The organism is Mycobacterium sp. ITM-2016-00317 (genome assembly GCF_002968295.1).
In the GTDB taxonomy this organism is placed as follows: Bacteria; Actinomycetota; Actinomycetes; order Mycobacteriales; family Mycobacteriaceae; genus Mycobacterium.
In genome coordinates, this window is sequence record NZ_CP134399.1 from 4,989,677 (window position 1) to 5,004,004 (window position 14,328).

General features: G+C 65.9%; 9 protein-coding genes and 1 pseudogene. 6 read left to right on the forward strand and 4 right to left on the reverse strand.

The window, feature by feature from the left end; translation table 11 throughout:
- Positions 1 to 10: 10 nt before the first annotated feature.
- The 3 genes and pseudogenes from C6A87_RS23920 to C6A87_RS23930 all read right to left on the reverse strand — a co-directional run bounded on the left by C6A87_RS23920 (position 11) and on the right by C6A87_RS23930 (position 2,915).
- Positions 11 to 1,349: pseudogene (locus tag C6A87_RS23920) on the reverse strand (MCE family protein).
- Between the two features lie 4 nt (positions 1,350 to 1,353).
- Complete coding sequence (locus C6A87_RS23925) at positions 1,354 to 2,148, reverse strand: ABC transporter permease (protein ID WP_396836937.1); 795 nt, start codon at positions 2,146 to 2,148, stop codon at positions 1,354 to 1,356.
- 56 nt (positions 2,149 to 2,204) lie between these two features.
- On the reverse strand, positions 2,205 to 2,915 hold the full coding sequence (locus C6A87_RS23930) for an ABC transporter permease (protein WP_003930405.1): 711 nt from the start codon (positions 2,913 to 2,915) through the stop codon (positions 2,205 to 2,207).
- A 727-nt stretch (positions 2,916 to 3,642) separates the two neighbouring features.
- Here C6A87_RS23930 and C6A87_RS23935 point away from each other — a divergent pair.
- The 6 genes from C6A87_RS23935 (at position 3,643) to C6A87_RS23960 (ending at position 12,662) form a co-directional block, all read left to right on the forward strand.
- Entirely contained in the window at positions 3,643 to 5,097 is a 1,455-nt protein-coding gene (locus tag C6A87_RS23935) for a cytochrome P450 (protein WP_311114512.1), read from the forward strand.
- 5 nt (positions 5,098 to 5,102) lie between these two features.
- Positions 5,103 to 6,104: a PDR/VanB family oxidoreductase gene (locus tag C6A87_RS23940; RefSeq protein ID WP_311114513.1), complete on the forward strand. Its 1,002-nt coding sequence runs from the start codon at positions 5,103 to 5,105 to the stop codon at positions 6,102 to 6,104.
- Between the two features lie 223 nt (positions 6,105 to 6,327).
- On the forward strand, positions 6,328 to 7,380 hold the full coding sequence (locus C6A87_RS23945; RefSeq protein WP_311114514.1) for an LLM class F420-dependent oxidoreductase: 1,053 nt from the start codon (positions 6,328 to 6,330) through the stop codon (positions 7,378 to 7,380).
- Positions 7,377 to 9,305 (forward strand): NAD(P)/FAD-dependent oxidoreductase, encoded by a 1,929-nt coding sequence (locus tag C6A87_RS23950; protein ID WP_311114515.1) that lies wholly within the window; start codon positions 7,377 to 7,379, stop codon positions 9,303 to 9,305. Before C6A87_RS23945 ends, C6A87_RS23950 begins: the two co-directional genes overlap by 4 nt.
- Positions 9,298 to 10,509: an acetyl-CoA C-acetyltransferase gene (locus C6A87_RS23955; protein WP_311114516.1), complete on the forward strand. Its 1,212-nt coding sequence runs from the start codon at positions 9,298 to 9,300 to the stop codon at positions 10,507 to 10,509. The genes C6A87_RS23950 and C6A87_RS23955 overlap by 8 nt, the downstream gene beginning before the upstream one ends.
- Positions 10,510 to 10,514: 5 nt before the next feature.
- The gene (locus tag C6A87_RS23960) at positions 10,515 to 12,662 is read left to right on the forward strand and encodes a 3-hydroxyacyl-CoA dehydrogenase NAD-binding domain-containing protein (protein WP_311114517.1); all 2,148 of its coding nucleotides are present in this window, start codon (positions 10,515 to 10,517) and stop codon (positions 12,660 to 12,662) included.
- A 58-nt stretch (positions 12,663 to 12,720) separates the two neighbouring features.
- Here C6A87_RS23960 and C6A87_RS23965 read toward each other — a convergent pair whose 3' ends face one another.
- The gene (locus C6A87_RS23965; RefSeq protein ID WP_311114518.1) at positions 12,721 to 14,268 is read right to left on the reverse strand and encodes a long-chain-fatty-acid--CoA ligase; all 1,548 of its coding nucleotides are present in this window, start codon (positions 14,266 to 14,268) and stop codon (positions 12,721 to 12,723) included.
- Positions 14,269 to 14,328: the final 60 nt, after the last annotated feature.

Genomic DNA, 14,328 nt, shown 5'->3' on the forward strand with positions numbered 1-14,328 from the left:
TCCTCGATGCTCATGGCGCCCCGGGGGCGGGCGGCACACCCGGCCAGAGGGGCGTCCCGTCCGGTCCGTACAGCGCCGCGCCGTACGGTGCGCCGCCGGGATGGGCCAGGCGCCGGTCCGGGTGCCGGACCTCCGGGGTGACGGATCCTGGGCGGCTCCGGTACGGCCTTGGTGACCGGGTAATAGTTGGCCCAGCCCGGGAATCCGATGCCGGGGTTGGGCCGGATGTCCAGGCCGGTCCCGAAGCCGGTGTCGGTCACCAGGTATCGCACCGGGAAGTCCTTGCTGACATCGGGCAGGGAACCACAGCCCGGTTTGCCGCCGGGGCCGCCCTTGGCTGCGACCTTGGGAAGGTGCTGGGGATACCGGTACGGGTCGTCGCCCAGAAGCAGGCCGACGTCCTGCACCACCGACCGGCCGTTGCCGCCGATGCTGTCGTAGGCGCCGTTGTCGAGCGCGAATTTCGCACCCTGGAGCAGACAGGTGTAGATCGGGTCGTACTTCAGCAGCAGAGTCGTGGTCGGCTCAAGGATATTGATGCCGTTGATCAGATTGTCCCGGTTGGGGGCGATGAGATCGATTCCGCTGTTCGAGAATCCGATGGAGCTCAGCAAGAGTGCGTCCAGATCCTGTGCGTGCTCGGTGATGGTCTCGCCGGTGACGGACGCGGCGTCGAGAGTCGCCAGGATGTCCTGTGCCGCCGAACTGTAGGCGTCGCTGACGTCGCGCAACGACGTCCAGTTCTCCCCGACACGATCCATCCTCGGATTGATCGCCAGCAGAACCTCATTGGCGTCCGTCGTGGCCCGCCCGATGCGCTCGCCCTGACCGCGGACCCCGTCGGCGACCGCGGTCAGCACCGCGCTGAGCTTCGACACGTCGATCTGATTCAACAGCCCGACCAGATTGTCGAACACCGTGTTCACCTCGGTGGGCACGTTGCGTGACTGCAGCACCGCGCCGGCCATGAGCCGTTGCGTGCTGGGCTGATCCGGGTAGATGAGGTCGACGTACTTGGCGCCGAAGGCAGTGGTGGTGGCGATCTCCGCCTCGACGTTCGCCGGGATGTAGCCGGCCTTGTCCGGGTCGATCTCCAGTTTCAAAGCGACGGTGGGTTTTCCGCCCGCGATGCCGGCTACCCTGCCCACCTCTACGCCGCGCATCTTCACCTTGGCGCCCGACTCCATGACCAGACCCGAGCGGTCCGAGGTCAGGGTCACCGGCACATACCGGCGGAAGGTGCCGGCGAAGGCCGCCGAGCAGACAAGGACCAGACCGATGACCGTCGCGAACAGCGCGGCCGTCCACCACAACGGGTGGATCCTTCCTCGATGACTACTGTGCGCCACGGCTCTACCCGGCCAGGTGGAAGTTGCCGGACTGGCCGTAGATGGCCAGCGAAAGGAATAGCACGACCAGCACCGCTGCGATCAGCGAGGTGCGCACCGCACGACCGACCGCCTCGCCGACTCCGGCGGGGCCGCCGGACGCGGTGAACCCGTAGTAGGTGTGCACGAGCATGATGACGACCGCCATCACCACGGCTTGGAAGAACGACCAGATGATGTCGGTGCCGTTGAGGAAGGTGGTGAAGTAGTGGTCGTAGACGCCCGAGGACTGTCCGTAGATCACGATCGTGCCGAACCGTGCCGCCCAGAAGGCCGACAGCACCGCGACGCAGTACAGCGGAATCACCACGATCACGCCCGCCAGGACCCGGCTCGACGCCAGGTAGGCCACGGAGCGCACGCCCATCACCTCCAGCGCGTCGATCTCCTCGTTGATCCGCATCGCGCCGAGCTGAGCCGTGGCCCCCGCGCCGATGGTGGCGGCCAGACCGATTCCGGCGATCACCGGGCCGATCAGCCGGACGTTGAAGTAGGCGGACGCGAATCCGGTCAGGGCTTCGACTCCGACCTCGGCGAACTGGTTGTATCCCTGCACTGCGACCAGCGCGCCGGTCGACAGCGTGAGGAAGCCGACGATCACCACCGTGCCGCCGACGACTGCCAACGCACCCACGCCCAGACTCATCTGGGCTATCAGGCGCAGCAGCTCCTTCTTGTAATGGACGAGAACGTCTTTGGTGGATCCGAGCGTCTGGAAGTAGAACTGCGCCTGAGTCCCGATCCGGCTCAGGCCGTCCATCCAGCCGGCGAAGGTCCGCTGAAGCCGTGGATTAAGTCTGCTCGGGCTGCCCGCGTTCACAGCGTCGCCTTGATACCGACCGCTGACGCGATGATGTTGATCGCGAACAGTGCGACGAACGTGAACACCACGGTCTCGTTGACCGCGTTTCCGACACCCGCGGGTCCTCCGCCGACGGAGATGCCCTTGTAGCAGGCGATCAGACCCGCGGCCAGACCGAACAGCGCGGCCTTGATCAGCGAGATGACGACGTCGTCAACGCCGGTGATCACGGTGAGGCCGCTGACGAAGGCGCCCGGCGTCACGTGCTGGACGAACACCGAGAAGACGAATCCTCCGACCAGTCCCACCAGGATCACCACCGACGACAGCAGGGTCGCGACGAACGTCGCGGCCAGCACGCGGGGAACCACCAGAGTCTGGATCGGGTCCACACCCATCACCCGTAGCGCGTCGAGTTCGTCGCGGATCGTCCGTGCGCCGAGATCGGCGCACATCGCCGTGGCACCGGCTCCCGCCACCACCAGCACGGTGACGACGGGACCGATCTGCGTGACGGTCCCGTACGCCGCGCCGGTTCCGGCGAAGTCGGCGGCACCGAACTCCAGCAACAGGATGTTGAACGTGAAGATCAGCAGCACGGTGAACGGGATCGCCAGCATGAGCGTCGGCACCAACGACACCCGTGCGACGAACCAGGATTGTTCGAGAAACTCGCGCCACGCGAACGGTCTACGCGGGATGCACACCAGCGTGTCCAGTGCCATCGCGAAGAAATCGCCCAGCGCCCGAACGGGTTTGGCGGCACGCGCCGACGAGACAGCGGTCAGTCCGGCGTCGATGCGTGACCGCGAGGTTGCTTCCGTCTTCTCAGCGGTGGTCACGTCAGCTCTGACCCGGCCCTACGGCGGTCACCACGTGAGGCAGCCGGCACGATCCTGGTTGTGAAGAACAGTTCTGCATTCTCTGGATCAACCTGGGCCTTTCAATCCTGACCGATCACACGTCGCGGCCTAAGTGGCTTCAATCACATCTGTGATCGGCGATAGCATCGCACACCCCATTTTTGACCGTCAAGCAGGGCGACTCGGACGTCACGCCGGGTGTCGAGGTCGGGCAATCGTAGGACCTGCCATATTTGCGGCTTCACCTCGTAATATCGCTCGCCAGCGGCACTCCCTCCAGTCTGCTGAGGCCGCGCGGAGAGGTTTGCGGTCGCACCCATCTTGTGAATTTGAGTTCTGCGCAGTCTGGACCCACGTCGGTAGCCGTGCCGGGGCAGGCCGGCAATCGGCAGTCCCACTCCCCCGGATTTCGTCGGTTAGTAGTGGCTATGGCCCATGCCGAGGGCACACCGGACCCGGACAGCCGTGGGCCGGAGATCGCCGAGAGACCTGGCCCGATGTTGATCCCCCAGGGCTCGATCCCGGGCCGACACCGAGCCGGGAGCAACGCGCTTCTCAGAACTGCAATTAACTGCGGACTGAGCTGACCGTGCCCACCCAGCCGAGCCGATCAATCATCAGCAACCGCCACATCGAAGCTATAATGCCGTTTATCAGCCAATCTATAAAACTCGGCAATCTCCTTATCGCGGCGGCTGCGCGATACGTCCGGCCGACCTTGACGGCCGACAAAACTCTATGTGATGCTATCGCCAATCACACTTGTGACCGAGATCATCCGATTCGACGGTGTGGTGCGAACTTCCAAGGAGGACTCAGCGTGACGACCAGTGAGCAAACGTCGGAAGTCCAGTCCAGCGCTCCAGAGGCGGACTCCTCGTCGGCACCGGTATTTCCGTTCACGCGGACCTGCCCCTTCGCGCCCGCGGACGACTACGCCGATGGCGGCTCGATCCGCAAGGTTTCGTTCAAGAACATCGTCCCGGCCTGGCTGGTCACCGACTACAACGACGTCAAAGCGGTGCTCGGCGATCGCCGCTCCAGTGTCCGGAACATCCCCGACCCATCCCGGGGCGACGAGGGCGGCGAGCCCCTGCCGGGCTTCTTCGTCGCGATGGATCCGCCGGACCAGACCCGGCTGCGCAAGATGCTCTCCCGCGAGTTCACCCCACGACGCATGGAAGCCATGCGGCCCGCGGTGGAGCGGATCACGAACAAGCTGATCGATCAGATGCTCGAGCAGGACGGGCCGGTCGACCTGGTCCAGGCCCTGGCGCTCCCGTTGCCGTCCTTGGTGATCTGCGAATTGTTGGGAATCCCCTACGACCGGCACGATTGGTTCCAGGAAGAGACAGTGAAGTTCCTGCGTCTCGACACCACACCGGAAGAGGCGGCCGAGACGGTCGCATCGGTGATGGGGTATCTCGGAGAACTGACCGTCTCCAAGATGGACGATCCCGGCGACGATCTGATCAGCTTGCTGCTCAACCACGTTCGCAGCGGCGACCTGACAATCCCCGAGGTGGCCGGCATGGCCGCGTTCCTGCTGATGGCCGGGCATGAGACGACCGGCAACATGATCTCGCTGAGCACGTATGCCCTGCTGGAGCATCCCGATCAACTCGAACTGCTACGCCAGGACCCATCCCGGGTGCCTGCTGCGGTGGAAGAGCTGCTGCGCTTCCTCGACATCATCGGAAATCTGCCGCGCTACCTGACCGAGGACATTGAGCTCGCCGGTCAGACCATCCCGGCCGGCGACATCGTCATGGTGGCCATGGACAAGGCCAACCGCGACCCCAAACAATTCGAGGATCCGGACACGCTGAACATCCTGCGCACGGACGCCAAAGGCCACGTCGCCTTCGGGCACGGCATCCACGTGTGCCTCGGCGCCCCGCTCGCCCGCGTGGAATTACAGTCCGTGATCAGCACGCTGTTCAGCCGCATCCCGACACTCAAGGTCGCGGTCCCCTCCGACGAGATCCAGGTGAAGACCGAAGCCAAGATCTTCGGGCTGAAGTCGCTGCCCGTCACGTGGTAGACCGCATGGCCAGCGTTGACTGCCGGGAACAGGCAAGCACCGTGCGCCTGGTCATGCGGGAGTACGAGGCCGACGTCATCGTCGTCGACAAGGATGTCATCGCCGACGGCGTCGCCGCCCTGACGCTGAAAGAGGTCGGGGGCCACCCGCTCCCGGAGTGGACACCCGGTTCACACATCGACCTCATCATGTCCTCCGGCCTGGTACGCCAGTACTCGCTGTGCGGTGATCCCGCAGATCGGCACACCTGGCGCATCGCAGTGCTCCGCGAGCCCGATGAACGCTCCCGCGGGGGATCGACTTACGTGCACGACATCCTCGAGCAGGGCGCCGAGATCCGCATTCGGGGTCCTCGCAACCACTTCCAGCTGGCGCCGTCGCCCAACTACCTGTTCATCGCCGGCGGCATCGGCATCACCCCGATCCGGGCGATGCTGACCGAGGCAGAGGCGGCGGGCGCGAACTGGAAGCTGTTCTACGGGGGCCGCAGCACCGCATCCATGGCCTTCCTCGATGAACTGGCCCCTTACGGTGACCGGGTCGAATTCTGGGCGCAGGATCAGCGGGGGCTGCTTGATCTGGAGCACATCCTCGGCACCCCGCAAGCGGACACCTTGGTGTATTGCTGCGGTCCGCAGGGTCTGCTCGCCGCGGTCGAAGACCGCTGCACGGCCTGGCCCGCCGGGGCGCTGCGACTGGAACGCTTCAGCTCCAGCACTGTCGAGAGCGAATGGGTCAATACCCCCATCGAGGTCGAATTGGCCCAGCAGGGTGTGACGTTGGCCGTGCCCGCGGACCAGTCTGTGCTCGAGGCGATCGAGGCGCACGGTGTCGACGTGATGTCCTCGTGCCAGTCCGGCATGTGTGGAACCTGCGAAACACCGGTCATCGACGGCATTCCCGAACACCGCGATGACGTCCTCACCCACGAGGAACGCGAACGCAACGACTGCATGATGATCTGCGTGTCCCGCAGCCGTGGGAGCAAGCTGGTTCTCGACATCTGACCCTCATTCATGCCAGAACGCCGGCGGGCCCCGTGGACGGGCTTCGCCGGCGTTTCGCATTCCCCCCTCAATCGCATTCAATAAGAATGCCGACTAACATTTTCGGCCTATATGGCTGTATATTGCTATCTAGTAGTCGAGCTTCTCTGAAGTTTGCACTCACGACGGCCGCGGTCGCAGCTACCGAGGAGCGGTCGTGTTCGACCCCGGAAAGGCGCCGCCAATGCGTATCGGAACCGTCCTGGACTTCGGGAGGCCGATGGCCGACGTCGGAGACGAAATCGCCGCGTGGGAGGAGGCCGGGCTGTCCTCGGTGACCCTGGGCGAGGCGTACTCGCTCGACGCGCCAACACAACTCGCCTATCTTGCGGCGCGCACGCACTCCGTCGAGTTGGCGACCGGCGTCCTGCCACTCGACACCCGCACCCCGTCACTCATCGCGATGACCGCGGCCGGACTGGATTACGTCTCGGCCGGCCGGGCCCGCCTCGGCCTCGGGCCTTCCGGCCCCCAGGTCGTCGAGGGATTCCACGGGCTGCCCTTCGAAGGTGTCCTCGGTAAGACCCGCGAGACCATCGAGATCCGCCGGTCCGTGTGGCGGCGTGAGGCACTGCAGCATCGGGGCCGGTACTACCAGGTTCCGCTGGCGCCGGGCCGCGGGACAGGCCTGGGCAAACCGCTCAAGCTCATCAATCGCCCTGTGCGCAACCAGATTCCGATCTCCATCGCATCGCTGGGACCGCGGATGGTGGAACTGACCGCCGAGATCGCCGACGGGTGGGAACCGATCTTCTTCTACCCCGAGAAGCTCCACGAAGTCTGGGGCGAGGCGCTGGGCAACGGCGCCGCCAAACGGTCCGCCGACCTGGCTCCCCTGGAGATCATCGCGCGGGCACCGGTGGCCGTCACCGACGGTGATCCCTCCCCCTGGGTGCAGGCCGCCAAACCCCAACTGGCGCTGTACGTAGGTGGAATGGGCTCCCGCGAGAAGAATTTCTACAACGAATTGGTGTCCGCGTACGGATTCGCCACAGAGGCCGCCACCATCCAGGATCACTTCCTGGCCGGCCGTGTCGCCGAAGCCACCGCCGCGGTGCCCGACGAACTGGTGCACGCCACCGCGCTGATCGGGAACGCCGACCACATCCGCCAACGGCTCACCGCACTGCAGCAAGCAGGCGTGACCCTGGTCAACATCACCCCCATGGCAACCGACCCCGACGAACGTCTCGACGCGGTCAAAACCGTTGCTGCCCTTGGTAAGGAGATCTCATGAGTGAAACCCTCGACGCCAACGTCGCCCTCAATGCCGACGAACTCCGCGACGCTCTGGTAGAGGCCAATGTGCCCTGCCTGATCGGCGTGCTCTATCAACTGACCGGCGATGGCCGCTGGTTGGAGGAGCCATACCGGATCGCGCCCACCATGGGGTTCGAAAGCCATGACGACGGCGGGCTGCCCGCCGAGCGTGTCGACGAGATTCGAGCGGCCGCCTTCACCGCGATCACGGACTGGAGCACCGGAACCCCGGCCGCTTCCCCGGCGCCGAACGGCGCGGAACTGATCAAGCTGATGTCCGCGGTGATGGGCGAACCGGTCGGCGAGAAGTACGTATCGCTGGCCGCCGAGCAGCTCGGGTTCGCGCCGTACGTCCCCGACGACGTCACGGATCGCTGTGCGGACACCGGATTCTCGGCCATCGTCGTCGGCGCCGGTTTCTCCGGTCTGGCGGCGGCTGTTCACCTCAAAAAGGCCGGCATCCCGTTCCGGGTGCTGGAGCGCAACGACCACGTCGGCGGTACCTGGTACGAGGCCAACTACCCCGGTGCCCGCGTCGACGTCCCGAACGACCTCTACTCCTACTCGTTCTTCCACCGGGAATGGAGCCAGAACTTCGCCCAACCCGACGAGATCCGGCAGTACATCGACGACCTCGTCGCGCATTTCGGCCTCGCCACCCACATCGAGACGGGTGTCACCGTCGAGGGGGCCCAGTGGGATGCGGACACCCAGGAATGGGTGGTCCAGACCAGCCACGCCGGGGGTACCGAGACCATCCGCGCCAAGGCACTGATCACCGCCGCCGGGCTGCACAACACCCCCAACATCCCGCAATTCCAGGGACTTTCGGACTTCGCTGGCGAGGTGGTGCATTCGGCGCGCTGGACCCCGGAGGCCGAGTACCGCGGGAAGAAGGTCGCCGTGGTCGGTGCGGGCGCCAGCGCCATGCAGGTGGTGTGCAAGATCGCCGAGGACGTCGAGCACATGGTGGTCGTCCAGCCCGAACCGCACTGGATCACCCCCAACGAACAGTACTTCCGCAAGCAGCCGGCCAGCCGGCACTGGCTGTACCGCCACGTGCCGTACTACCGGGCGTGGTCACGGTTCCGGCTCTACTGGATCTACACCGAGCGCAACTACCCCGCGCTGCGGGTGGACCCGAAGGCGGCGGAGAAGGGCAAGCTGGTCAGCTCGCTCAACGACGCGTACCGGCGGAGCTTCATCGCGTACCTGAGCGAGCAACTCGAGGGCCGCGAGGATCTCATCGAGAAGTGCACCCCGGCGTACCCCCCGTTCGGCAAGCGCCTGCTGATGGACAACGGCTGGTTCGCCACCCTGCGCCGCCCCAACGTGACCCTGGTCGCCGAGGGCATCGATCACCTGACCGAACGCACCCTGGTGACCGCGTCCGGCGAGGAGCACGAGGTCGACATGCTGATCCTGTGCACCGGGTTCCAGCAGCAGCGCTACCTGTATCCGATGGAACTGCGCGGGCGCGACGGCGTCGAACTCCGGGAGTCCTGGAGCGACGACAACGCCCGGGCATACCTCGGCATCACCGCGCCGGGATACCCGAACCTGTTCTTCCTCTACGGTCCGAACACCAATCCCCCGGGCGGGAGTTGGTTGACCATCGCCGAGGCTCAGGTCCGCTACGTCGTGGAGATGCTGACCCAGATGGTGCGCGACGACGTCGCGGCCGTCGAATGCCGGCCCGAACCGTTCGAGGACTACAACCGCGACCTCGACGACACCAACGACGCCATGGTCTACGCCATGGACGGCGTACAGAACTACTACCGCAACAGCAAGGGCCGCGTCGTCACCAATTCACCGTGGGCGGTTCCCGATTACTTTGCCCGCACGTCCCAGCCGAACCTGGCGGACTACACCATCACCCGAGGAAGCACACATGTCTGACGAAGCGTTCATCTACGAGGCGATCCGTACCCCGCGCGGTAAGCAGCGCGGCGGCGCCCTCAACGAGGTCAAGCCGATCAGTCTCGTCGTCGGTCTGGTCAATGAGATGCGAATCCGATTCCCGCACCTGGACGAGACCATGATCTCCGATCTGATCCTGGGCGTGGTGTCCCCGCTGGGCGATCAGGGTGCCGTGCTGGCCCGTACCGCCGTGCTGGCCGCCAAGTTGCCCGACACCACCGGCGGTGTGCAGATGAACCGGTTCTGCGGATCCGGATTGGAAGCCGTCAACACCGCCGCGCAGAAGGTGCGTTCGGGCTGGGACGACCTGGTGCTCGCCGGCGGCGTGGAGTCGATGAGCCGGGTCCCGATGGGTTCTGACGGCGGCGCCTGGGCCAACGACCCCGAGACCAACTATGCGGTGTCCTTTGTGCCCCAAGGCATCGGCGCCGACCTGATCGCCACCATCGAGGGCTTCTCCCGCGAGGACGTCGACGCCTACGCGGTGCGCAGCCAGCAGCGCGCGGCCGCGGCCTGGTCGGGTGGCTACTTCGCCAAATCGATCGTGCCGGTCAAGGATCAGAACGGCCTGGTCATCCTCGACCACGATGAGCACATGCGGCCTAACACCACCCTGGAGAGCCTGGGCAAACTCAAGCCCGCGTTCATCGACATCGGCGCCATGGGTGGCTTCAACGAAGTCGCGCTGCAGAAGTACCACACGGTCGAGAAGATCAACCACGTCCACCACGGTGGCAACAGCTCGGGCATCGTCGATGGCGCCGCCCTGCTGCTGATCGGATCCGAGAAGGCCGGCGTGGCACAGGGACTGACTCCGCGGGCACGCATCGTCGCGACGGCCACCAGCGGCGCGGACGGCACCATCATGCTGACCGGGCCCACCCCGGCCACCCGCAAGGTGCTCGACCGGGCCGGGCTGACCGTCGACGACATCGACCTGTTCGAACTGAACGAGGCCTTCGCCTCGGTGGTGCTCAAGTTCCAGAAGGACCTGGGCATCCCGGACGAGAAGCTCAACGTCAACGGTGGCGCCATCGCGATGGGCCACCCACTCGGCGCCACCGGCGCCATGATCACCGGAACCATGGTCGACGAACTCGAACGCCGCGGCGCCAAGCGTGCACTGATCACCCTGTGCATCGGCGGCGGCATGGGCGTGGCCACCATCATCGAGAGGGTTTAACCGCAATGACCGAGAATACGATTCAGTGGGACAAAGATGCCGACGGCATCGTCACCCTGACGTTGGACGACCCGACCGGCTCGGCCAACGTGATGAACGACCATTACCGCGAGTCGATGCACAACGTGGTGAATCATCTGGAGGCAGAGAAGGATTCGGTCACCGGCGTGGTACTCACCAGCGCCAAGAAGACCTTCTTCGCCGGTGGTGATCTCAAGGGCCTGATCAAGCTCGGACCCGAGGATGCCGCGGCGGCGTTCGAGCTGGCCGAGTCCGCCAAGCGTGATCTGCGCCGGCTGGAGACCCTCGGCGTGCCGGTGGTGGCGGCTATCAACGGTGCCGCCCTCGGTGGCGGCCTGGAGATCGCGCTGGCCACCCACCACCGCATCGCCGCCGACGTGCGCGGAGTGGTGATCGGCCTGCCCGAGGTGACCCTGGGGCTGCTGCCCGGCGGTGGCGGCGTGGCCCGCACCGTGCGCATGTTCGGTGTGCAGAAGGCCTTCACCGAGATCCTGTCGACCGGCGCCCGGTTCAGCCCGGCCAAGGCCAAGGACATCGGTCTGGTCGACGAATTGGTCGGCAGCGTCGAGGAATTGGTACCCGCCGCCAAGTCGTGGATCAAGGCGAATTCGGAGGCGCACACCCAGCCGTGGGATACCAAGGGCTACAAGATGCCCGGCGGCACTCCCTCTTCGCCGGGCCTGGCAGCCATCCTGCCGTCCTTCCCGGCGACGTTGAAGAAGCAGCTCAAGGGCGCCCCGGTGCCCGCGCCGCGGGCCATCTTGGATGCCGCGGTCGAGGGTGCGCAGGTCGATTTCGACACCGCCTCGCGCATCGAGAGCCGCTACTTCGTGCAGCTGGTGACCGGGCAGACCGCGAAGAACATGATCCAGGCGTTCTTCCTCGATCAGCAGTCCATCAGCGGCGGCGCCTCGCGCCCGGAGGGCATCGGCTCGACCCCGATCACCAAGATCGGCGTACTGGGCGCGGGCATGATGGGCGCCGGTATCGCCTACGTGTCGGCCAAGGCCGGCTACGACGTCGTACTGAAGGACGTCACGATCGAGGCCGCGCAGAAGGGTAAGGCCTACTCGGAGAAAATCGAGGCCAAGGCGGTCAGCCGCGGGCAGACCACTCAGGAGAAGTCCGACGCGCTGCTCGCCAAGATCGCCCCGACCGCGGATGCGGCCGATCTGGCCGGTGTCGATTTCGTGATCGAGGCGGTGTTCGAGGACGAAACCCTCAAGCACAAGGTGTTCGGCGAGATCGAGGACATCGTCGAACCCAACGCCATCCTCGGCTCGAACACCTCCACGCTGCCGATCACCGGTCTGGCGGCCGGCGTGAAGCGCCAGGAGGACTTCATCGGCATCCACTTCTTCAGCCCCGTCGACAAGATGCCGCTGGTGGAGATCATCAAGGGCGAGAAGACCTCTGACGAGGCGCTGGCCCGGGTGTTCGACTACACCCTGGCGATCAAGAAGACCCCGATCGTGGTCAACGACAGCCGCGGGTTCTTCACCTCTCGGGTGATCCGGACCTTCGTCAACGAGGCCATGGCGCTGCTGGGCGAGGGCATCGAACCCACCACCATCGAGCAGGCCGGCGGACAGGCCGGCTACCCCGCGCCTCCGCTGCAGCTGCTCGACGAGCTCAACCTGGAACTACTGCAGAAGATCTCGATCGCCTCCAAGGCCGCGGCCGCGAGCGAGGGCACGACCTACGTCGAGCACCCGGGTGAGCTCGTGGTCGAGAAGATGATCGAGATCGGTCGTCCGTCGCGCCTGAAGGGTGCGGGCTTCTACGAGTACGTCGACGGCAAGCGGGCCGGGTTGTGGCCGGGCCTGCGGGAGACCTTCAACTCCGGCAGCACCACGATCCCGCTGCAGGACGCCATCGACCGCCTGCTGTTCTCCGAAGCCCTGGAGACGCAGAAGTGCTTCGACGAGGGTGTCCTGAAGACCAGTGCCGACGCGAATGTCGGGTCGATCCTGGGCATCGGGTACCCGGCCTGGACCGGTGGTTCCGCGCAGTACATCGTCGGCTACGAGGGTCCCCACGGTGTCGGTAAGGCCGCGTTCGTGGCCCGGGCCAAGGAGCTGGCCGCCCGCTACGGCGACCGCTTCACCCCGCCCGCCTCGCTGGAAAGCTAGCGGCACAACGTCAAAAGCCCCCGGCACCTGCCGGGGGCTTTTGCGTTGCTCACGATGCTCAGTTGACGGAGCGGGACTCGCCGTCCCAATAGCGCTTGCGCAGGTCGACTTTCGACACCTTCGCCGCCGCGGTCAGCGGCAGCGCGTCGACGAAATCGACGGTTCGCGGGGCCTTGTACCGCGCGATCAGCGACCCGCAGTGTTCCCGCAGTTCCTCGGCGGTCGTCGTCGCACCGTCGTGCAGGACGACCACGGCATGGACCCGCTCACCCCAGTCGGCGTCGGGCACACCGATCACCGCGCAGGTGGCCACGCTCGGATGCTGTGCCAGCGCGTTCTCGACCTCTGCGGAGTACACGTTCTCCCCGCCGGTGACGATCATGTCCTTGATCCGGTCGACGATGAACAGATACCCGTTGTCGTCCAGGTAGCCGCCGTCGCCCGTGTGCATCCAACCGCCGCGCAGCGCCTGCGCGGTCTCCTCGGGCCGGTTCCAGTAGCCGAGCATCACGTGCGGGCCACGCGCTGCGACCTCACCGACCGTGCCGCGCGGCACCTCGTTGCCGTCCTCGTCGACGATCTTCACCTCGGCGATCGGCACCGCCCGCCCCGCTGATCTCAGCAGCGCGGGATCCAGGTGTTCCTCGGCGGTCAGCACCGTCGTGGTCGGGGCCAACTCCGTCATGCCGTAGGCCTGGAGCAGCTTCGCCTGCGGTAGCAGCCGCATCGCCCGCTCCAGCACTGCCTGCGAGATCGGCGAAGCGCCATAGATCAGATGCTTGAGGCTGGACAGATCATGGCGTGCCGCTGCCGGCGAATCGACGAACATCTGAATCATCGTGGGGGCCAGGAACATATCGGTGATCTGGTGCTGCTCGATCGCCTCCGCGACCGATTCCGGGGTGAAGCCCGGCAGGATGACGTGGCTGCCGCCGACGACGTTGCGGGCCAACCACCCCGACCCGTCGGCCAGGTGGAACATCGGCGCACTGTGCAACAGTCGGCCACGCGGTGCGAGGAACTGCCCGGTCGCCAGCGCCCCCAACGCCGCCGCCATCAAATTGGCATGGCTGAGCATGACCCCCTTGGGCGTGCCCGTCGTGCCGCCGGTGTAGTAGATCGCCGCCAGCGCGTCCCCACCCCGACGGGCGTCCGGCACCGGATCATGCGCGGCGATGATCTCCTCGAAGCCGAGCACACCGTCCGGGCGGGGCCGATCGCCGGTGTGGATGTAGGACCGCACCGTCGGGGCCAGCACCCGCAAATCGTCCACCATGTCGAGGAAGGCGTCGTCGACCACCAGCACCACGGCACCGGCGTCTTCGAGTGAGAACGCGATCTCGTGGACGCTCCAGCGAGTGTTCACCGGCACCGCGACCGCGTCCGCCCAGGGCACCGCGAAGAGGAAGTCGTGGTAGGCGTCGTTGTTCTGCGCCAGCAGTGCGACGCGGTCATCGGTCGCCACACCCAGACCGTGGAACGCCGCCGCCAATCGGGCGGCACGGTCCGCACTCTGGGCCCAGGTCCGGATGCGCTCACCGAAGATCGTGGCCGGCAAATCGGGGGTCTGCACCACCGCGCGGTGCAAAGCCTGTGTCAGGTACATGGTTAGTACTCATTTCAGTCTGATTGGCGTCGCTTTAGGCGTCTGGCCTGCATACAAGCG